This window comes from Thermomonospora curvata DSM 43183 (genome assembly GCF_000024385.1).
Classification (GTDB): domain Bacteria; phylum Actinomycetota; class Actinomycetes; order Streptosporangiales; family Streptosporangiaceae; genus Thermomonospora; species Thermomonospora curvata.
The window spans coordinates 121349-142143 of sequence record NC_013510.1 but is presented as its reverse complement, the minus strand read 5'-3'; the positions used below and the strand labels follow the sequence as shown (position 1 = coordinate 142143).

Below are 20795 nucleotides of genomic sequence, written 5' to 3'. Positions count from 1 at the left end.
AACGCCGCCGCGGCGCGGAAGGTCATCTGCTCGGCCCGGAAGTCCACTGACGAGCCATCAGGCGGACACAAGGTGGGGAACAATCGTCGATCCGCCGGTGTGCCCCAGGCGGCGCCTCGAACGGGCGTTCTGGGGCACCACCGCAGATCGCACCATCCGCCGGGGCGTCGCGTTCCCCGGCGGGTTCAGGCGTGACGCTGGGCGGACGGGGCGAGGGCGGCGAACAGGCCGAGGCCGATGAAGGTGCCGCCGACGGCGTAGCGTTCGCCGCGCAGCAGGCGGACGTTCCGGCGCAGCCAGGGGCCGATGACGCCGGCCAGGAGCGCATAGGCGCCGTCCGTGCACAGGCCCAGCAGGACGAACAGCAGCCCGAAGACGGTGATCTGCAGGGCGGGGGCGCCCTTGGCGGGGTCCACGAACTGGGGCAGGAAGGCCAGGAAGAACAGGGCGAGCTTGGGGTTGAGCAGGTTGATCAGGAAGCCCTCGCCGAGCAGGCGGCGCCGTCCCTTCGGGGCGGGTGCGGGCAGGTCTTGCCCGGCCTCCGGCGATCGGCGGCTCAGCAGCGTCCGCACGCCCAGGTAGATCAGATACGCGGCGCCGGCGTACTTGACCACCATGAAGGCCGTCGCGGAGTTCACCAGCAGCCACGACAGGCCCGCCACGGCCGCGGCCACCTGCACGAGCGTGCCGATGTGGACGCCGAGCACCGCGGTGACGGCCGCGCGGGAGCCGTGCCGCAGGCCCTGGGACACCACGTACAGGACGGCGGGACCGGGTGCGATCAGAACGAGAGTGGCCGCGATCACATACACGGCCATGGTCGACATACTCGGCATTGGCACACGCTAATCGGCCCGGCCGCGGCGAGTCATCGGATTTTCCCGCCCATCGGCCGGGCCTCACCGTCTCGGTGACCCCTTTTTCAACACGCCCTCTCCGCCGGTCGAGCCGGGGACGATGCCGTGATCTGGAACGTCACAGTGCCGAACGCCCTCGATGCTCCCACCCGCGGCGCCCGGGGCCAGGTGCTGAAAAAGGTCCGGTCTGGATCGTTTCAAGCGGCGACCAGGGTGGCCTGGATCCTGGCCAGGTGGCCCTGCAGCAGCTCGGCGTCGAAGGGGACCACGGCCGACTCGTACTCCTGGCCCAGGGAGTTGAGCGTCTGCATCCACTCCCAGCTGGCGGCGATCTCCGCGTCGATGCGCTGCAGCTTGTCGCGGACGGCCTCGCCGACCCGGTGCCGCATCACCAGGATGCGCCACTGGCCGAGGAAGCGGCGGAAGTCCCCCAGCAGCCCGGCCGCCTCCCGCACCAGCGCGGCGATGTCGTGCAGCGCGTCGTTGACCTGCTGCACCTGGGCGGACATCTCCAGCACGCCGGTGCGGCTGGCGTCGCACAGCAGCGGCACCGCGCTCAGCGCGTCGGCGGGCGCGGCGCCGTCGACGACCTCGGCGGCGAACGCGGCGGCCATGTGGTTGTACAGGCCGGCCAGCGAGATCTTGAAACGCAGCTCCGCCACGTCCGAGCGCAGCCGGCCCAGGGAGGCCTGCAGCCGCTCCAGCGCGTTCACCGCATCGTGCATGGGCAGGGCCATCACGCGGGCCACGTTCGCCAGCACCGGGGCGGAGTCGGCGACCACGTCCGAGGCGTGCTGGGCGTCCTGCACGGAACGATCCAACCGATGGGCGATCTCAAGCGCGTGCGCCGAGGTGCGGGCGAACTCCTCGCTGAGGTTCTGGTACTGGGCCAGCCGGCCGATGAGGTCGCCCAGCAGCCGGTCCAGCGCCCTGCTGCCCTCCAGGACCTCGGCGACCGGGCCGTGCGCGCCGGGCCGGGCGTGGGCCAGCGACAGCAGGTGGCTCTTGGAGGAGAGTTCGGCCGGCAGCGTGTCGAGCATGAACTCGTCGTAGGAGCCGAAGCCGTGCTGCTGCAGCAGGGTTTCGATGGTCCTCATCCCGACCAGGGCGGCCTCGCGGCGGCCGGCCCCATGCGTGCGCATCGCCTCGCGCTCGACCTCGACCGCCTGCGCGTAGATCTGCTTGGCCAGCGCGAACATCGGCCCGTCCGGGACCATCCGGACGGAGATGTAGCCGTCGTGGAGCGGGCTGATCGTCGCGTACACCCAGTAGGAGCCGCCGGTCTTGGTCTGGTTGCGCACGTAGGCGCCGACCGCGCGGCCGGCCTGCAGCCGGTCCCAGATCAGGCGGAAGGCCCCGCCGGGCATGTCGGGGTGGCGGACGATGTTGTGCGGCGCCCCGACGAGTTCCTCCAGCGAGTATCCGGAGACCCGGGCGAACACGGAGTTGCCCTGCCGGATCACACCGCGCCGGTCGGTGGTCGAGAAGAACAGCTCCTGTAGCCCTAGTACGCCCGAGCGGATGTCACTTTCCGTCAATGTGGGGGCACTCACCGACCATCTCCATTCACGACGCGCACAGCAGGACGCCGGCGGGCAGGAAAAATTCACGAAAAACAAGTAGCTGCTTGTAAAATCTAGGTCAAAAATAATGCGGGCGGCCACCTCGGCGAGTGTGAGATATGCCAAGGGTGTGAGATATGCCAAATCACCGGACCGCCCCGGGGACGGCCACCGGCCCCTGCCGCCCGCCGCCCCCACAGGAGAGTGAGCCGGTTCGGTCAAACGAACTCACGAGTAACATTTTGGATTTCAATTAAAATATATGGTCGCGGTATGACCGAGCTCCCGGGTGCGCTGATCGCCGGGCGGTACCGCCTCATCGCCGAGATCGGCCGCGGCGGCTGCGGCGTGGTCTGGCGGGCCCACGACGAACGGCTGCGCCGCGACGTGGCCGCCAAGGAGCCCCTCCCGCCCGTCCGGGCCGACCCGGCCCGCCTGGCCGAACGGCGCCGGCGCACCCTGCGCGAGGCCAGGTCGGCGGCGCGGGTCGCGCACCCGGCCGCCATCACCGTCTACGACGTGGCCGAGCACGACGGCCGTCCCTGGCTCATCATGGAGCTGATCAACGGCCGGGCGCTCAGTTCCCTGGTCAAACGAGACGGGCCGCTGCCCCCGCACCGGGCCGCCCGCATCGGCCTGCAGATCCTGGGGGCGTTGCAGGCCGCGCACGCCGCCGGGATCCTCCACCGGGACGTCAAACCCGCCAACGTCCTGATCGGCACGCTGGGCGGCCGGGACCGGGCCGTCCTCACCGACTTCGGGATCGCCGCCCGCGCGGACGAGCCGGTCCCCGCCGGTTCCGTCCCCGTCCTGGGGGCGCCCTCCTACACCGCCCCGGAGCGGGCGCGCGGCGAACCCGCCGTCCCCGCCTCCGACCTGTGGTCACTGGGCGCCACGCTGTTTTACGCGGTGGAGGGGCACCGGCCCTACCCGGCGGCCGGCGCCGGCGCCGCCCGCCACGCCGTCTTGACCTGCGAGCCGCCCTACCCGGTCCACGCCGGCCCGCTGGCCCCGGTCATCACCGGGCTGATGCGCCGGGACGCCGCCGACCGGCTCACCGCGGCCCAGACCGCCGCGCTGCTCCACCAGGCCATCGCCCCGGCCCGGCACGCCCGCCGTCCCGGCCCCGCCCGCGCCGGACGCGGGGCCCCCGCACACACCGGACGGCAGGCCCTCGCCAAGGCCGCGGCCTTGATCGCGGGAAGGTCGGATGCGGGACGGGAGCATCCGCGTGCGGCGTCCGGACCGGTTCCCCGTCAGGCGCTCCAGCCGCCGGCGCGGAGGCGGCGAAGAACCGACGGGACCACCTGAGCGGTCACCCCGGCGCACCGCGGGCGGCATCCCGGAAGCGGTGAGACCGGGACGCTCGGAAAACACGACTAAGGGGCAGCGGCCCGGACGCCACTGCCCCTGGTACCGAGCGGAGAGTGTGGGATTCGAACCCACGAGGACTGTCCCCAGCCCTGGGCGCTTTCAAGGCGCCTGCACTAGTCCACTATGCGAACTCTCCATGCCATCGGTAGGCACCACGATAGCGGGACGCGCGGCGTGCTCGCGCGGCCCTTTTTCCGCGGGCGTGCGGCGCGCGCTCAGCGGGGCCAGGCGAAGCCGTCCGCCACGATGGCGGCGAGCTGCAGATACGCGTCCTGGCAGGCGGGGGAGAGCTGATCGAGGTCCACCTCGGCGCCCTCCTCCAGGTGGTCGTCGTAGGGGACGCGCACCACCGCCCGGCAGCGGCTTTCGAAGTGCTCTTGGAGCTTGTCCAGGTCGACGCTGCTCTTGGAGCGGGCGCGCACCATCGACAGCACCACCACGCCGCTGCGCACCAGGTCGCCGTGGCCGTGGGCGTCCAGCCAGTCCAAGGTGGCGCTGGCCGAGCGGGCGCCGTCCACCGACGGGGAGCTGACCAGCACCAGCTGGTCGGCCAGGCTCAGCACCCCGGCCATCGCCGAGTGCAGCAGGCCGGTGCCGCAGTCGGTGATGCAGATCGAATAGAACTGCTCCAGCACCTCGGCGACCGCCCGGTAGTCCTCGGCGCTGAACGCCTCGCTGACCGCCGGGTCGCGGTCGGAGGCCAGCACCTCCAGCCGGGAGGGGGCCTGGGAGGTGAAGGCGCGCACGTCGGCGTACCGCTGGATCTGGTCGCGCTCGTTGAGCAGGTCCCGCACGGTCGCGTCGGTCTCCAGGCGGACCTTGTCCGACAGCGTGCCGCGGTCGGGGTTGGCGTCCACCGCGATCACCCGGTCGCCGCGGAGCGAGGCCAGCGTGGCGCCGAGCCCCACCGTGGTGGTGGTCTTGCCGACGCCGCCCTTGAGGGACATCACCGCGACCCGGTGGTGGCCGCCGACCACGGGGGTGCGGGCCCGGGCGATGAGCTCCCGGCGGCGCCGCTCGGCGGCCGACTCGCCGGGGCGGATCGCGCCGCCGGTCGCCTTGAAGATCATCCTGCGCCAGCCGCCGGACGGCGCGGTCTTGCGCTCGCGCAGCAGGGTCTCGGCGCTCAGGCTCTCTGAGGTCGGCGGGGCCGTGGGCGGACGCTGCGGCACCTCCTGAAGCGGCGGCAGCGGTGCCAGCGGCGGCCCCTGCTGCGGTGCGGACGAACCGTAGTGCGCCGGCGGATAGGGCTGCGGCGGCCCCGGGTAGGGCCGGCCCTGGTAAGCGGGAGGAGCGCCGGGCGCCGCCGATCCGTCGGGGAACGCCTGGCCCTGCGGAGCCCCTGCCGGCGAAGCGGCGTCCTGCTGCGGCTGGCCCTGGTAAGCGGACGGGTCGCCGGAGAACGATTGATCCTGCGCGGCGGGAGTCCCCATGGGGGAGACGGCGTCCTGCTGCGGCTGGCCCTGGTAAGCGGATGGATCGCCGGAGAACGACTGGTCCTGCGCGGCGGGCGCCCCCGATGAAGCCGCGGCGTCCTGATACGCCTGTCCCTGATAGGCGGACGGGTCGCCCGGGAACGGCTGGTTCTGCGAGGGCGCGCCCGGCGAAGCGGCGTCCGGAAGCGGCAGCCCCGGGTAAAAGGGCGGTGCAGGCGGTCCGTCCGGCGACGGCGGGCTCTGGTAGGCGTGCGGCGGGAGCTGGCCGTCTTGAATCGGCTGCCCCGGATAGCCCTGCGGGTGGGCGGGAGCGGCCTCGGCTTGCGGGGAGTCCGCCGGGGCCTGCTCGCCTTGGGGCGACGGGTCCGCATAGGCGGGCGGGGCCGCATAGGGCGGTGCGCCCTGGTGCTGCCCGTCCCCAGCGGAGTGCGGCCCGGAGCCGTACTCCGGCGGCATGTCGCCCGGCTGCTGGGCGGCGGGCTCGCCGCCGTAGGGGGCGAACGCGGTCAGGGGAGGAGGCGGCGGGGGCGGGGCGAACGACGGCGGCCCGTTGTCCGGGGGCAGGGGCGGCGCATACCCCATCGGCCCGGGCTGGGCCGGAAGCGGCGGCGGGGACGCCGGCCAGGGGTTGGCGGGGAACTCGGAGGCCTGCTCGGCCGGCGCGGCGGACGGGGCCCCCTGCTCGGAGGAAGGGGAACCGCCCTGTTCTCTGCTCATGGCATCCAGGGAGGCCAGCTGTTCTTCGAGGGAACGACGGTCAGGATCGTTCTTCGCCACCGCTTCTCCCCTCCGGACATGTCCCCGCGCGATCGGTCAAGAACAGGTCGTCAGCAGCCTAAGGCACGTGATACTCCTCCAATGCCGTGAACGCACCCCGAAAGCGCTGATCCGTGGGGATGCATCCGGCCTGTCCGCTTCTCATGCGCCTCTGGTTCTTCTGCCGTCACCGAAATCCCGAAACGGCACCCGGCGGACGCCCTTTCCGGTGTGGTCGGCGACACCGATCGAGCCGGGCGTCCGGCACGTAGGGTGGAGATGTTGGAGGACGAGCGGCTCATGACGGCCGGCCCGCAAAGCGGCAGGCGGGCCGGATCGCACCTGCCCGGATCGGCGCCGCGGGGCCCCACGGTCCCGTCCCGCCGCACGGGACGGGCGGCGGTGCGCACGCCGCCTTGCCGCCGGCCGGACCCCACCGACGGACGAACACTCCGAAACCACCAAATTCTGGCGGACGGCGGCCGTACCGGCAAGACCACCCCTACCGTAGGGGGTCGGGCCGGTGACCCGGCATGTGAAACTGGAGACACTATGAACGAGCCCCGAAGCAACGCATCAGAGCAGAATCCCCAGGTTCTCGTGGTCGGGCCGAACGGCATCGCGGTGGAGGGGGGTTCCAACGACTCCGGGGAGGAAGAGCGCCCCGTCACCGAGATGGTCGAGCAGCCCGCCAAGGTGATGCGGATCGGCGGGATGATCCGGCAGCTCCTGGAGGAGGTCAAGTCGGCGCCGCTGGATGAGGCCAGCCGGGCCAGGCTCAAGGAGATCCACGCCTCCTCGATCAAGGAGATCAAGGAAGGGCTCGCCCCCGAGCTGGTGGAGGAGCTGGAGCGGCTGTCGCTGCCGTTCGCCGAGGAGGAGGTCCCCAGCGAGGCCGAGCTGCGCATCGCCCAGGCCCAGCTGGTGGGCTGGCTGGAGGGCCTGTTCCACGGGATCCAGACCACCTTGTTCGCCCAGCAGATGGCCGCCCGCGCCCAGCTGGAGCAGATGCGGCGCGCGCTGCCGGCCGGCGCCCTGTCCTCCGGCGCGGCCCAGTCCCGCGGCGACGAGGAGCACAAGCACCGCTCCGGTCACGCCTCCGGCCCCTACCTGTGAGCGCTCCCGCCCGGCGGCGTCCCCGCTGAAACCCTCTGCAGCCGGCCGCTCCCGCGCCGCCGAGCACGCGGGAGCGCCGCAGCCGGGAGCAGCGGTGCGGCTCGGGGCGGCAGGGGCTCCCCGTCGTCGGGGCTCCCGCCTGAGGCTCCCGGGAGTGCGGGCCGAGAGGGTTTCATCGAACGTCGGCGCCGGTGGCGGGGAAGAGCTGCTCCAGGACCTTGGCGACGCCGTCGTCGTCGTTGCGCCCGATGGTGTGGGTGACCGCCGACAGCACGTCGGGGTGGCCGTTGGCGACGCCGTAGGAAGTGCCGGCCCAGGTGAGCATCGGCAGGTCGTTGGGCATGTCACCGAAGGCGACCACGTCGGCGGCGGCCACCCCCCGCTCGGCGCACAGCTCCGCCAGGGCGCTGGCCTTGGTGACGCCGTGGGCGCTCATCTCCATCAGCCCCCGGCCGGAGGAGTGGGTCACGGTGACCAGGTCCCCCACGGCCTTGCGGGTCTCCTCGGCCAGCCGGTCGGGGTCGGCGCCGGGGTGGAAGGCCAGCAGTTTGATGCCGCCCCGGCTGACCAGTTCCCGTTCGCCCACCGGACGGCCGCCCAGCGCCTCGAGGTCCCAGCGGCCGAGGTCGTAGCTGGCCTCATAGACGAACCCGTCGGTGTACTCGACGGCGAAGCGGAACTCCGGGGCGGCCTCGCGCAGCCGCCGCACCACCTCGTCGACCACCTCGGCCTCGATCAGGCGGGTGCGCAGCACGGTCTCGGTGTGCAGGTCGTACAGCACCGCCCCGTTGGCGCAGATGGCGATGCCGCGGTGGTCGACGGCGGCGGCGGCGTCCCGCATCCACCGCGGCGGCCGTCCGGTGACCATGACCAGCGTGGAGCCGGCGCGTTCCACCCGGGCCAGCGCCTGGACGGTGCGCGCGGAGATGGTGCCGTCGGAGCGCACGAGGGTGCCGTCCAGATCGGTGGCGACCAGCCGGGGCGGTGCCTTCCGCTCAGCCAAGCCGTCCTCCCCCGCTCCTGCGTACACGTCCCGCTCCCCTCACGCCCGGCCTTCCGGGCAGCGGACCCACCATGATGCCGCGATCAGTCACTTTCTGCCATATCTGCCGCCACTTCGCCGCATACCGGTACAAACCGCACCGATATACCGCGCATAAACCGTAAGCCGGTCCATCACTGAAACGAACAACGTCACCGTCTCACACAGGTCCGACACCGCGAATACCGGCCGGCGGGCCCCGGAGAGCCGCAGGCCGATTCACCGCCGAGGGGAAGAACCGCCAAGGCGGGCGCGGACGCGGCAGGTCACCGGCCCGCGCGGGCGGGCCATCGCCGCATTTCTCCGGGACGCCCCCTTCCTTAGGGACCGTCCCACGCATCGGGGAGGCCGCCGGAGACGAGCACCGGCATGGGCCTCGGCCGCGATCCCACGGAGGCGCGCGCGGCGGGACGGCCCTCCCTCCGCGCGCGGCCTCAGGCGTCCAGCTCGCCGCTGACGATGGCCTGGAGGGCCGCGACATGGGCCTTGTAGGCGGCGCGGCCCTCCTTCGTCAGGGACAGCCACACCCGCTGGCGGGTGTCGCGGACGGCCCTGGTCTGCTTGACGTACCCGGCGTCCATCAGCACGCTGACGTGCTTGCTGAGCACGGAGGCGCTGACGCCCAGCTTGTCTTGGACGAAGGCGAACTCGGCCTGGTCGGCGGCGCTGAGCAGGGCGCAGATGCGCAGCCGGTTGGGGGCGTGGATCACCGGGTTGAAGCCCTCGATGGACTTTTCCGCAGTGGTCATGCCGACCGAGCGCTCCGGTGCCGCACCCACAGGGCGTACAGGACGATCATGGCTCCCTCCAGCGCGCTGAAGGACGGCAGCGCCCAGTCCGTCCCGGCCTTCCAGCCGATCAGCGCGGCGATGACGGCGACCGGCACCAGGATCGCGGCGATGTGCACCACCTGCTCGCGGGAGAAGGAGGGCACCACACCGGTCTTCCTGGCGCCGAGCGCGACGATGGCGCTGAACAGCCCCATCCACGCCATCAGCGCCACCAGCGCCACCAGCACCCGGGGGAAGTCGGTCGGCATCCGCGACAGCAGCCCGAGCGGGGCCACCCACACCCCGAGGGCGACGAAGTACCACATCGGCCACTGGGTGGTCTTCACCGACTCCCGAGCCTGCTCCACCGCCTCCAGCGCGGCCCGGGCCTCCTGCGGAGAGGGCAGCGCCCCCTGCGTGAACTCTTGCCTTTCCATGGTGGAAAGTAAAGCAGTGACTTTCCAAGTCGTCAAGTCACGACTTGCCATCACGGAAAGAGCCGGGGTGGCCCGCGAACGGCCGGGAACGCCGAACGCCGGGTCCCGCGGTTGCGGGACCCGGCGTTCGGGTGGCTGAGGGACGAGCGCGGTCAGCGCACCGGCTCGAGGACCTCCAGGCCCAGGTGGCGCTGCAGGGCCTTGGGGACGCGGACCGAGCCGTCGGCCTGCTGGTGGTTCTCCAAAATGGCGACGATCCAGCGGGTGGTGGCCAGCGTGCCGTTCAAAGTGGCCACCGGGCGGGGCTTGCCGTCCTCCCCGCGGTGCCGCACCGCCAGGCGGCGGGCCTGGAAGTCGGTGCAGTTGGAGGTCGAGGTGACCTCCCGGTAGGTGTTCTGGGAGGGCAGCCACGCCTCGCAGTCGTACTTGCGGGCCGCGCTGGCGCCCAGGTCGCCGGCCGCCACATCGATCACCCGGTACGGCAGCTCGACCTTGGCCAGCATCTGCTTCTCCCACTCCAGCAGCCGCAGGTGCTCGGCGTGAGAGTCCTCCAGCGTGCAGTAGGAGAACATCTCGACCTTGTCGAACTGGTGGACGCGGATGATGCCGCGGGTGTCCTTGCCGTAGGAGCCGGCCTCCCGGCGGAAGCAGGACGACCAGGCCACATAACGCCGGGGCAGATCGTCGATGATCTCGTTCATGTGGTAGGCGGCCAGCGGCACCTCCGAGGTGCCCACCAGGTACAGGTCGTCGGCCTCCAGCCGGTAGACCTCCGAGGCGTGGGCGCCCAGGAACCCGGTGCCCTCCATCGCCTCCGGCTTGACCAGCACCGGCGGGTACATCGGGAAGAACCCGGCCTCGATCGCCTGCTCCATGGCCAGATTCAGCAGGGCCAGCTGCAGCCGCGCCCCCACCCCGGTCAGGTAGTAGAAGCGGGCCCCGGAAACCTTGGCGCCGCGCTCGGTGTCGATGGCGCCCAGCAGCTCGCCCAGCTCCAGGTGGTCGCGGGGCTCAAAGTCGAAGGTCGGCGGCTCGCCGACGTGCTCGAGCACCACGAAGTCCTGCTCGCCGCCGGGCGGGGCGCCCTCTTCGATGATGTTGGGGACGCCGCGCAGAACCTCGTTCAGCTCCTCTTGCAGCCGGTCGGCTTCGGCCTCGGCTTCCTTGACCTGGCGGGCCAGTTCCTTGGCCCGCTCCAGCAGGGCCTGCCGCTCCTCCCCCTTGGCCTTGGAGACCGACTTGCCGAAACTCTTCTGCTCGGCCCGCAGCTTCTCGAACTGCGACAACGCGGCCCGGCGCCGCTCGTCCAGATCGATCAGCCGGTCGACGACGGCCTCGTCCTCACCGCGGGCGCGCTGCGAGGCGCGCAGCCGCTCGGGGTCCTCTCGAAGAGCTCGCAGGTCAATCACAAACCCGAGGCTACCGGTCCGCCGCCGCCCCCCGCCCCCGATATCGGCCCTGCGGGCGGCCGGAGGCCACGGACCGGCAAAGCCCGTGCCCGCGCCGTCTCCCCGCCCGGCCGGGTGCCACGGCCCTGACCTCGGCGATCAGGACACGGACGCCGGCCCGTGCCTGCCGGACCGGCGTCCGCCGCTCGCCTCTTCGCGTATCCGGCGCACGGTCGTCTTGTGGTTCACGCTCGCGAGCGCCGGGGCGCGCCCGTCACGCCTCCGCCGCAGGAGCCTTACCGGACGTCGACGTAGTCCGCGGCGCTCCTGCTGCCGAAGAAGAGCGGCGCCTCCGCAAACGACAGCCGCCAGTAGCCGTCCCGGACGGCCTTGAACCTGGTCAGCACGCGGCCCTTGGCGTTCGTCTTCACCGTGCGCAGCCGGCGCCAGGTGCCAGAGCCCTTGGGCCGGAACTCGATCGTCACCGCGCGTTTGCCGAACGCCTTCCAGACGCCCGCCGGAGTCCGGCGCTGAAGCGTGCCCTTGACGGTGATGGCCGCGCCTTTGCGGACCGGCTCGGGAGAGGCGTTGAACCCGGTGAACCGGGTGCGGTCCTTGACCGGTATGAGGGCGCTCCGGAGGACTCCCGGAGAGGTGCAGTAGGAGGGCACCTGGAGGGTGCGAATCCGCCAGTAGCCCTTGCCGGGGGCGAGGGCGGACAGCTCGAAATGCGACTCCTCGCTGACCGGCGAATCACCGGCGTGCTTCCACCGCCGCCCGTCGGGAGAGAACTCCAGCCTCACCCGCGCGCCGCGGACGGGGCTGAATCCGGCATCCTCGTTCCCGTAGAGGTAACCGGTGACCAGGATTCTCTTGCCGCGCTCCACCGCACGGGGCCATTCGACGTCCGCAAAGCGGGTGCGGACATGTACCTCCGGCGTGGGCCGTGCAGAAGCCGTCGACGACAGCAGCGTCTGCGGCTCGTGGGACGGGTAGTGGACGTAGAAGTTGCACCGCCGGCGGACCGTGAAGGGGATCGCGTAAGTCCCATCGAGCGCGGTGCGCACGCTCTGTCCGTCAGTCCCGCACATCACCCGGACGGTGTGCCCCTTCAGCGGGAGCCACTGGCCGGTCACGCGCCGCCATTCCGCCTTCCCGCTGACCTGGGCGGTGTCCTGGGCGAAGATCTTGTCGCCGGGAGTCACCCGAATGGAGAGCCGGGTTTCGGCACTGCCCGTCACGGTGACCGGCACCGAAGGGCTCACCGCGTTGCGATAGGGGCTGTCGGCCGTCCGCTGATACCGGACGTGGAGGGAGACGCTGGAGTGATGCACATAGACGCTTCCCGCGAAGCGGCCGTCGGAGTCGGTGACCAGCTCCTCTTCGGGAACCCCGTAGCTGAGCAGCAGCGGAACCCCCGCCACGGGGCGTTCCGCGCCGTCGGCGTCCAGATGGACCAGCCTGCCCGAGAACCTCACCAGCCCGTCCGCGGCGTCGACCTCCGTGGGGGTGACCTGGAACTCGGTGAACTTCGTGACGGCCGGCTTCACCTCGTCGGCTGCGGCCATCGCGATCCCGGGAAGGGGCCCCGGCACCGACGGCGATCCGGCGACCAGGGCGGCCGCGGCCACCGGCGCGATCAGCAGTCTGCGCATGCGAACTCCGTACCGACCGGACCGGGATGCGCCGGCGACTCAAAGGGACGGGAAACCGCGGCGATCACGGTGCGGACACGCCCGCAAAGACGGCATCCGGCGAATCCACAAAGATGATCAAGGACCGCCAGTATGACCCAATGATCATTCGGCGTGCACCCGGCGGCGCCCCGGCCGGGGCCGCGCGGCTCAGAGGCGACCGGAGCGGATGCCGGCCAACCAGGCCGCCGCCTCGATGAAGTCGGCGTCGTGGGTGCCGCGGCGAATCTCTGGCCGGATCCGGTCAGCCCGCATGTAGGAGCCCAGGAAACGCACATCGGCGCAGATCCGGCGCAACCCCATCAGCGCCTCACCGACCCGCTTTTCGGCCACGTGGCCTTCGAAGTCCATCCAGAACCGGTACGAGCCCAGCCCGGTGCCGGTGGGACGGGACTGGATCAAGGTCAGGTTGATGCCCCGCACCGCGAACTCGGTCAGGATCTCCAGCAGGGCGCCCGGGTGGTCCTCGCCGATGAAGGCGACCACGCTGGTGCGGTCCATGCCGGTGGGCTCCGGCGGCGGGCAGGGGCGGCGCAGCACCACGAAACGGGTCACCGCATCCGGCACGTCGTGGATGTCCTCGGCCAGCACCGACAACCCGTAGCGGGCGGCGGCGAACGCCCCGGCCAGTGCGGCGTCGTAGTGCCCGTCGGCCACCATCTGGGCGGCCTCGGCGTTGGAGGTGGCCGCCCGCCACTCGGCGTCCGGGATGTGCGCGGCCAGCCAGCGGCGGCACTGCGGCTGGGCGTGCGGGTGCGAGGCGACGGTCTTGATGTCGGCGAAGTCGGTGCCCGGCCGCACCAGCAGCGCGAACGAGACCGGCAGCTGCACCTCGCCGACGATCTGCAGCGGCTGGCCGGTGGCCAGCTCGTCCAAGGTGGTGGGGACCGAGCCCTCCACCGAGTTCTCCAGCGCGACCACCGCGGCGTCCACCTCGCCGCGCCGCAGCGCGTCCAGCGCGGCCGGGACGGTGCTGTAGGGGACGTGCTCGGCGTCCTTGGCCTCCGGGACGGCGTGCAGCGCGGCCTCGGTGAACGTGCCCTGGGGACCGAGATAGGCGTAACGCATCCGTGAACCTTTCAGCGAGCCCGGCGGCCTTCGCCGGGAGCGTCCGAACCCGTCCCGGTCTCGCCGCCCGGGACCGCCCCGTCGCGGCGGCGACGACCTTCACCGATGAACCCTTCTCAGGCCCGTCCCTCCCGAAGACGGCGCGCAAGGGCCCCGCGGCCGGCGGCGCGAGGCGACGCCGAGCCGCCTCCCCGGGCGGCCGCCTGAGGTTCTCGGGAGTGCGGGCCGCAAAAAGGCCCACTGGTCCGGCGGGCTCCTTCCGCCGAGGCGGAGAGTGCACGCGACGACCGTGAGACGACAGTGGATTCAGCAGACCCGAGTTTACGTCGTCGCCCGCACGTCCCGGCGCGGGCTCGGCGACATCGCCGGCGGGCGAAAGATCAGGTACGGGCCGAGGTGGTGTTGCCGCCGAAGTCCGGCAGCGGGTCGTCCATGCTCACCACCGGGCCCTTGCCGAGCCGGGCGCCGCGCAGCGCCTGGTCCTCCTCCGGCGACAGCACCTCCAGGCTGCGCCCGCCGCGGACCACCTTGGCGTAGGTGCGGGTCTCGGTGCGGCCGTTGATGGAGCTGAGGACCACCCCATCGCCGAGCGAGTTGATCAGCGCCAGCGAGAACGAGCGGCGGCCGGACATCTCCTTGAGCGCGTCGTAGTGCACGACCGCCAGGTCGCGCAGCGCCTGGCCGTCCACTGGCCCATTGACGGACTGCAGGTGTCTGCGGAGCATGTCCGCGCACTCCTGAACGACCTGGTTGGCCCGGTTGTGGGCGACCACCGCGATCGTCAGGCCGGCCACCCCCGACACCATGCCCGCTATGGCCAGTGCGACAAGAATCACGGTGTGAGGGTACCGACCTCCGGCTGGTCAGGAGAAGGAACCCTCCGGTCAGATTGTCCTTGAACGCGGTTGACCAACCAGTGACCCAAGAGCACCACCAACGCGATGGCGGCCAGGCCGAAGGCGTCCTGCACGACGCGTCCGGTGAAGCGCTCCAGGGCGCTGTGGCCCTCGCCGATGAGCCGCGTCCCCCACCAGGGGATGCGGAAGGCGAAGAAGACGGCCACACCCGCGGCCACCAGGCACCGCCGCAGGTCCCGCCCGTCGCCCACCAGGGCGCCGAGGACCGGGACGATCCACACCAGGTGGTGCACCCACCCCACCGGCGACAGCAGCACCGAAAGCAGCCCGGTGATGGCGATCCCGGCCAGCTCCAGGCCGTATGCGGACGCCCCGTCCAGCCGCGCGGCGGCCTGGGAGGCGCGGCGGGCCAGCCGGAAACCGATCCAGGCCATCAGCGCCAGGCAGACTAGCCACAGCGCCTTGGTCACCGCGTCCGGCCAGTACAGCCGCAGCAGCATGCCGTTGATCGACTGGTTGGTGGTGGCGTTGTTGGCGCCGACCCGGTCGTTGTTGAGCACCGCGTCGAACCAAAAGTCGATGGAGTCGGCCGGCAGCAGCGCAAAAGCGGCCAGCGTGGCGGCGGCGGCGGTGAGCACCGCGTTCCAGGCGGCCTCCCGCCGCCCGGTCAGCAGCAGGTAGATCAGGAAGACCCCGGGCACCAGCTTGATCGCGGTGGCCAGGCCGACCAGCATCCCGCGCGGCCAGCGGGGGGCCGGCGACAGGCAGTCGGCCACGCACATGACCAGCAGGAACACCCCCACCTGGCCGAAGCGGGTCTGGTCGTGCACCGGCTGCAGGTGGGCCAGCGCCCCCACCAGCGCCCCGGCCGCCAGCGGAGCGTACCGTCCGGCCCGCACCAGCAGCGGGCGGAAGGAGTACCAGACCGCCACACCCAGCGCCAGGTAGATGGCGGTCACCCACACCACCTGCGCCACCGGCCAGGGCAGCAGCGCCAGCGGCGCCGCCAGCAGCGCCGCGAACGGCGGGTAGGTGAACGGCAGCAGCTGCGGCGGCGGAGTGAGCATGTCGTACACCGACGCCCCCCGCAGCACGGCCTCCCCGCCGGCCCGGTAGACCTCCAGGTCCACCAGCCGCTGGTCGGGGGGGTTGGTCAGCCAGTGCACCGCGATCGGGGCGATCGCCGCCGCGGCGAGCGCCACCCCGGCCAGCAGGATCGCCAGATCGGCCGCTGATCCGCCCGTCCTGCCGCTTCGTCCGCCCATGCCCACGCGCCCGTCTCGTCGCCGCCGTGATGAACCTTGCCGGAAAAGGCTCATTGTCCTCCCGACGGCACAGCAGGGTACGGCGACCGGCATGGGCGGGCCGCACGCTGACTAGCCTGGGACGGATTCCGACGATGGAGGTGCCCGGGTTGGCGCAGCGCGGGAGGAGACTTTCCGGCGGCAGGGGCGGCGCGGTGTCCCTGTGCGCCCTGCTGACGCTCGTCATGGCGGTCGCCTTGGCGTTCCCGGCCGCCGCGCACGCCCAGGTGAACGGGCGCGTGGCGGTGATCGGGATCCCCGGGCTGCGCTGGAGCGACGTCAGCGAGCACGGCACCCCCACGCTGTGGCGGCTGACCCGGGAGGGGGCCGCCGGGGCGCTGAGCGTCCGCACCACCCGGGGGAACACCTGCCCCGCCGACGGGTGGCTGACCGTGTCGGCGGGACAGCGCGCCCGCTTCCCCCACAGCGAGTGCGCGCTGGCGCCCACCCCGCTGGTCTCCGGCTCCTCGGCGAGCGTCCGCGACTGGTCCCGGCTCGTCGCCGACAACGCGGCCACCTCCTACAAGGCTCAGCTCGGCCTGCTGGGGGACGCCGTGCACCGGGCCGGCGGATGCACGATGGCGGTCGGCCCGGGCGCGGTGCTCGGGGCGGCCGACGCAAGCGGCCGGGTGGACCGGTACGCGCCGTCCCCCGCGCGGGTGCCCGCCGCGGACTGGTCGGGCTGCGCGCTGACGATGGTGGAGATCGACGCCGTGCACCGCGCCCACATCAGGGCCGGGGTGGACGCCGACGGCGTGCCGATCCCGGTGAGCCGGCGCAGCCGGGCGGCGGCGGCCACGGCGGCCGACCGGCAGCTGGCGGCGGTGCTGAAGGCGCTGCCCGACGATGCGACCGTGCTGGTGGCGGGCCTGTCGGACAGCGGCACCACGCCCCACCTGCACGTCGCGCTGGCCACCGGTCCCGGTTTCGGCCCCGCCCTGCTGACCTCCGCCGCCACCCGGCAGGACGGCCTGGTCACGCTGACCGACCTGACGGCGACCGCGCTGGGGGCGCTGGGCCTGCCGCAGCCCAAGCAGGCGATCGGGTCGCGCTGGCGGGCCGAGCCGACCGACGCCCCGGCCGCCGCCAAGGTCCACGACCTCGACGATGAGGACGTCGCCGCCCAGGCGATCCGCCGGGTGCAGCCGGCGTTCTTCATCGTGCTGTTCGGCGGGCAGCTGCTGCTGTACGGGCTGGCGACGGTGGCGCTGCGCCGCCGCTGGGCGGGAGCGCCCGCATCGGCCCCGGCGCTGACGCGACGGCGGATCCTGGCGGGGACCCGGGTGGTCGCGCTGGCGGGGGCGGCGGCGCCGGTGGCCTCGTTCCTGGCCAACCTGCTGCCGTGGTGGCGCTCGGAGCATCCGCTGCCGCTGCTGATCTGCAGCGTGACGGCGTGGATGGCGGCGCTCACCGCGCTGGCGCTGGCCGGGCCGTGGCGGCGCTCGCCGGTGGGCGGCGGGCTGGTCATCGCCGCCGTCACCGCGCTGGTGCTGGGCGTGGACGTGCTGACCGGCTCGCACCTGCAGCTCAACGCGCTGATGGGTTACACGGCGCTGGTGGCGGGCCGCTTCTACGGGTTCGGCAACCAGGCGTTCGCATTGTTCGCGGTGGCGGCGCTGCTGTCGGCGGCCTGGCTGGCCGAGCGTCCGCTGCGCAAGGGGCGGCGCACGGCCGCGCTCGCCGTGGTGGCGGCACTGGCCGTGGTGGCGGTGGCGATCGACGGCTGGCCGGGGTGGGGCAGTGACTTCGGCGGCGTGATCGCGATGGTCCCGGCGTTCGCGGTGCTGGGGCTGCTGGTGGCCGGACGGCGGGTCTCGCCGCTGTGGCTGGCGGTGTACTGCCTGGCCGGGGCCGCGCTGGTGCTGGCGATCTCGTTCCTCGACGCCCGCCGCGCCGCCCCCTCCCACCTGGGACGGTTCTGGGACGACCTGGTGAGCGGGCAGGCCGGGGAGGTCATCGCGCGCAAGGCGGAGGCGATGCTGCGCAGCCTGGGCTACTGGCCGTTCACGGTGGCGGCGCTGGGGGCGCTGTGCTTTCTGTACTTCGTGCTGGCCAGGCCGCTGCGGTGGCGGGCGGCGCTGCTGCAGCGGGCCTACCGGCGCGGCCCGGCGCTGCGCCCGGCGCTGATGGCGGCGCTGACGCTGGCCATCGTCGGGATGCTGGTCAACGACTCGGGGGTGGTGGTCCCGGCGGTGGCCTTCAGCCTGGCGGTCCCGCTGACGCTGGCGGCGAGTGTGCGGGCGCTGGAGCTGGATGAGCCGGACGGCGGAGCGCCGTCACCGCCACCCACAGCAGCAGCCCCGTCAGCAGCCAGGGAACCACGTCCGAACGCAGCACCGTGACCAGCCAGCCCAGCTCGTCCGGCAGGCCGATCAGGGCGGGGTCGCGGGCCGGCAGGTAGGCCAGGCTGAGCGCGGTGGTGTGCGCCAGCAGCGCCCAGTCGAACCGCGACCAGGGCAGCAGCGCCAGCACCGCCCAGCCGAGCCCGTCGTACCAGGGCAGCACGTAGGTGGCGGTCAGCAGCCAGGCCAGCGCCAGCGCCGCCGCCACCACCAGGCCCTCGGCCACGTCCGGGTCGCGCTCTGCGTCGCGGGGCAGGGCGCGCACCAGCAGCCAGATCAAGGCGGCCAGCAGCGCCAGCGAGCCGATCCGGATGAGCATCCGGTGCCGGCCCACTCCCAGCGCCACGTCCACCAGATGCCAGGGGCTGGCCAGCGACACCGCGTTGGCGGCCCGCCTGACCTGGTCGAAGGCCTGGTCTCCGGCCGCCGCATAAGCCAGCAGGGCGACCGCGGCGGCGCCCGCGCCCAGCAGGAGGAGCCGGCCGGCGGCGCGGCGGCGCAGCATCGCCCAGGCCGGTCCGCCGCCCACCACCGCCGCGGGGAACTTGATCGCGGCGGCCAGGCCCGCCAGCGCCCCGGCCGCCACCGCCCGCCGCGCCGGATGCGACGTCCCGGCGAAGACCGCCAGCGCCCCGGCCGCCGCCGCGATCGCCAGCGCGTCGTTGTGGGCGCCGCCGACCAGGTGGTACAGCAGCAGCGGGTTGCACGTCCACAGCAGGGCGGCGCGCAGCCGCCCCAGCGGGGTGCGGCAGGCCCGGTGCAGGATCCAGCCGGTGAGCGCGAACGCCAGCGCGTTGGTGACCGACAGCGCGAACACCGTCAGCCGGACCGACTCGCCGCCGATCCAGGACGCCAGCGCCTCCTGCGCGGTGGCGACCGGCCCGTACACCGAGGGGACGTGGCGCCATTCCTGCACGGCGTCGGCGATCGGGTCGCCGGGCAGATCGGCCGCCCGGGTGCCGTAGGGGTCGTGGCCGGTGACGGCCATCCGTCCGTAGGCGGCGTAGTTGAGATGGTCGGCCGAGCCGATCGGCGGCATCAGCGCCAGCGCCGCCGCCGCCAGCAGCCCGGCGGCCAGCAGCGGGCGCGGCGAGCACCGCCAGCCCCGGCGCACGGCGTGCAGGCACAGTCCCAGCCCGGCCGCGCCGGCCAGCACTCCGGCGGCGACCAGCCCGATCACCAGGTGCGGGGGGGCTGCCGCATCCAGCGAGTACGGCGGCTGCCCACGCTCGCCGGGCAGCGCCGGCTGCATGGCGGACGGGCCGAGCAGCGCCGTCAGCAGAAAGCAGGCCAGGGAGATCCCGATCCCGGCCAGCCCGGCCGTTCCCATCTTGTGCGTCCCATCCGCCGGGCGGGTGCCCGTGGCGTGTCCGTCCCGCCTGGTGTCACCGGTGTTCATGGCCGCACTGGCGTCCCGGCCGTCCCGCGCGGTCCCGCCGGGACGTGCGGGCGGGGCTCCGGGGGAGCCCGATGGCTGAGGAGGGGGCGGGGTCACCTGCGGCGGTGGGCCAGACGGGTGAGCACGGGCTGGCGGGCGACCAGGGCGCGGGCCACGTCGCGGAACTGGCGGGCGCGGTGCAGCTGGGAGCGCCAGTCGGTGCCGGTGGCGCGGTGCGCGAGCGGCACCTTGACCTCCTGGACGCGAAAGCCGGCGCGCAGCAGGTCGATGGTCAGCGCGGTCTCCACGCCGAAGCCGGGGGCCAGCGGCAACGCGGCCGCGAAGGCGGCCCGGGTCAGGCAGCGCTGGCCGTTGAGCGGCTGGGTGGCCTGCCAGCCGGTGGCCCGGCGGATGCCCTCCCGCGACAGCCGCACCACGAAGCCGTGCCCGCCGAGCTTGACCGTGGTGGTGAAGGTGGCGATGGTCATGTCGGCCTCGCCGCGCCGCACCGGCTCGATCAGCGGGGCCGCCTCGCGGGCGGTCTCGGCCAGGTCGGCGTCCAGAAACAGCAGGTGGCGGGGGGCGGCGCGGCCCTCGTCCAGCAGCTTGACCGCCTCGGCGCCGCTTTCCATGGCGGCGGCCTTGCCCCGGTTGCGGCTGTGCCGCACGACGCGGGCGCCGGCCTCGGCCGCCAGGCGCCCGGTGGCATCGCAGGAGCCGTCGTCCACGACGACCACCAGATCCACGCCGGGCAGGTCGAGGGCGGCCTTGACGGTCGCGGCGATCCGCTCGCTCTCGTCCTTGGCGGGGATGATGACCGCCACGTCCCCGGCCTGCGGTGGGCCGTCCGATCCCTGTTGTGGCTCCATGCAGCCGATCGTAGTGCGCGCCTGCCGGGCGTCCCCGGTCATCGGGGCCGGGAGGGCGGCGTCAGACGCCGCGGGTGGGCACTGCCTCGGCGATGGTGAAGACCGAGTCCAGCCCGGTGACCTGGAGGATGCGCCGCACCGGCGGGCGCAGCCCGGCCAGTTCGAGGGTGCCGCCCTGTTCCTGGAGCCGTTTCATCGCCGCCAGAAGGACGTTCACTCCGGTGGAGTCGCAGAACTCCACCCCGCTCAGGTCGACCACCACCCGGTCGGCGCGGTCGCGTATCAGGGAGGCCAGCGCGGTCTGCAGGCGCGGCGCGGTGTACAGGTCCAGTTCGCCGGTCGCGGTGACGACGGCGTAATCCCCCTGAGACGAAGTTGTGACGTTTAGCTCCACGAGCCGCACACTATCTGCCGCCGCCCGCCGGGGCCAGACGCTCGGCGACTCCCGTGTGGCGGGGAGTGTCCGGCCGATCTCCGGCGCTGATCGCATGGCCGACTTGTCGTGTAAGTGCATGTTTGCGCACTTCTCGGGGTGATGAACTGTG

Annotated in this window: 16 protein-coding genes, 1 tRNA gene and 1 pseudogene; 3 read left to right on the top strand and 15 right to left on the bottom strand. The window is 72.9% G+C overall.

The genetic code is table 11. The features are described 5' to 3' along the window. Positions 1-185: 185 nt before the first annotated feature. Together TCUR_RS00650 and TCUR_RS00645 are read right to left on the bottom strand one after the other, a co-directional pair. Complete coding sequence (locus tag TCUR_RS00650) at positions 186-827, bottom strand: LysE family translocator (protein WP_217265432.1); 642 nt, start codon at positions 825-827, stop codon at positions 186-188. A 227-nt stretch (positions 828-1054) separates the two neighbouring features. After that, positions 1055-2410 carry a PAS domain-containing protein gene (locus TCUR_RS00645; RefSeq protein WP_012850521.1) on the bottom strand — a complete coding sequence of 452 codons (1356 nt, stop codon included), beginning with the start codon at positions 2408-2410 and terminating at the stop codon, positions 1055-1057. Between the two features lie 282 nt (positions 2411-2692). Between TCUR_RS00645 and TCUR_RS00640 the strand changes: the two genes are divergently transcribed. Next, a complete protein-coding gene (locus TCUR_RS00640) occupies positions 2693-3730 on the top strand; it encodes a serine/threonine-protein kinase (RefSeq protein WP_012850520.1) in 1038 nt (345 codons plus the stop codon). A 110-nt stretch (positions 3731-3840) separates the two neighbouring features. Here TCUR_RS00640 and TCUR_RS00635 read toward each other — a convergent pair. Together TCUR_RS00635 and TCUR_RS27645 are read right to left on the bottom strand one after the other, a co-directional pair. Then, positions 3841-3929: transfer RNA gene (locus TCUR_RS00635), tRNA-Ser, on the bottom strand. Positions 3930-4008: 79 nt separating this feature from the next. Then, a complete protein-coding gene (locus TCUR_RS27645; protein ID WP_012850519.1) occupies positions 4009-6006 on the bottom strand; it encodes a MinD/ParA family ATP-binding protein in 1998 nt (665 codons plus the stop codon). Positions 6007-6537: 531 nt separating this feature from the next. Here TCUR_RS27645 and TCUR_RS00625 point away from each other — a divergent pair. Beyond that, the gene (locus tag TCUR_RS00625; RefSeq protein WP_012850518.1) at positions 6538-7101 is read left to right on the top strand and encodes a bacterial proteasome activator family protein; all 564 of its coding nucleotides are present in this window, start codon (positions 6538-6540) and stop codon (positions 7099-7101) included. Positions 7102-7273: 172 nt separating this feature from the next. On the opposite strand, the gene TCUR_RS00620 is transcribed toward TCUR_RS00625, so the two are convergent. From TCUR_RS00620 to TCUR_RS00585, 8 genes are all read right to left on the bottom strand, one after another. Then, a complete protein-coding gene (locus TCUR_RS00620; RefSeq protein WP_041439141.1) occupies positions 7274-8104 on the bottom strand; it encodes a Cof-type HAD-IIB family hydrolase in 831 nt (276 codons plus the stop codon). A gap of 473 nt (positions 8105-8577) precedes the next feature. Next, positions 8578-8892, bottom strand: coding sequence for a transcriptional regulator (locus TCUR_RS00615; protein WP_012850516.1), 315 nt, complete (start codon positions 8890-8892; stop codon positions 8578-8580). Beyond that, positions 8889-9350, bottom strand: a complete 462-nt coding sequence (locus tag TCUR_RS24475; RefSeq protein ID WP_012850515.1) for a hypothetical protein — start codon at positions 9348-9350, stop codon at positions 8889-8891. The genes TCUR_RS00615 and TCUR_RS24475 overlap by 4 nt, the downstream gene beginning before the upstream one ends. A 152-nt stretch (positions 9351-9502) precedes the next feature. Then, positions 9503-10759 (bottom strand): serine--tRNA ligase, encoded by a 1257-nt coding sequence (gene serS, locus TCUR_RS00605; protein ID WP_012850514.1) that lies wholly within the window; start codon positions 10757-10759, stop codon positions 9503-9505. A 275-nt stretch (positions 10760-11034) separates the two neighbouring features. Continuing rightward, positions 11035-12393 (bottom strand): peptidase associated/transthyretin-like domain-containing protein, encoded by a 1359-nt coding sequence (locus tag TCUR_RS00600; RefSeq protein WP_012850513.1) that lies wholly within the window; start codon positions 12391-12393, stop codon positions 11035-11037. Positions 12394-12582: 189 nt separating this feature from the next. Next, positions 12583-13500, bottom strand: a complete 918-nt coding sequence (gene pheA / locus TCUR_RS00595) for a prephenate dehydratase (RefSeq protein WP_012850512.1) — start codon at positions 13498-13500, stop codon at positions 12583-12585. Positions 13501-13880: 380 nt separating this feature from the next. Beyond that, on the bottom strand, positions 13881-14336 hold the full coding sequence (locus tag TCUR_RS00590) for a DUF4446 family protein (RefSeq protein WP_012850511.1): 456 nt from the start codon (positions 14334-14336) through the stop codon (positions 13881-13883). Beyond that, positions 14333-15622, bottom strand: a complete 1290-nt coding sequence (locus TCUR_RS00585) for a glycosyltransferase 87 family protein (RefSeq protein ID WP_012850510.1) — start codon at positions 15620-15622, stop codon at positions 14333-14335. Before TCUR_RS00585 ends, TCUR_RS00590 begins: the two co-directional genes overlap by 4 nt. A gap of 134 nt (positions 15623-15756) precedes the next feature. Between TCUR_RS00585 and TCUR_RS28515 the strand changes: the two genes are divergently transcribed. Beyond that, complete coding sequence (locus tag TCUR_RS28515; protein WP_012850509.1) at positions 15757-18003, top strand: hypothetical protein; 2247 nt, start codon at positions 15757-15759, stop codon at positions 18001-18003. Between the two features lie 511 nt (positions 18004-18514). Here the strand turns inward: TCUR_RS28515 and mptB are convergent. From mptB to TCUR_RS00565, 3 genes and pseudogenes are all read right to left on the bottom strand, one after another. Continuing rightward, positions 18515-19255: pseudogene (gene mptB, locus TCUR_RS28670) on the bottom strand (polyprenol phosphomannose-dependent alpha 1,6 mannosyltransferase MptB); the annotation flags it as partial. Between the two features lie 239 nt (positions 19256-19494). Then, positions 19495-20250, bottom strand: a complete 756-nt coding sequence (locus TCUR_RS00570) for a glycosyltransferase (RefSeq protein ID WP_052305359.1) — start codon at positions 20248-20250, stop codon at positions 19495-19497. Between the two features lie 61 nt (positions 20251-20311). Beyond that, on the bottom strand, positions 20312-20644 hold the full coding sequence (locus tag TCUR_RS00565) for an STAS domain-containing protein (RefSeq protein WP_012850507.1): 333 nt from the start codon (positions 20642-20644) through the stop codon (positions 20312-20314). Between the last annotated feature and the right edge of the window lie 151 nt (positions 20645-20795).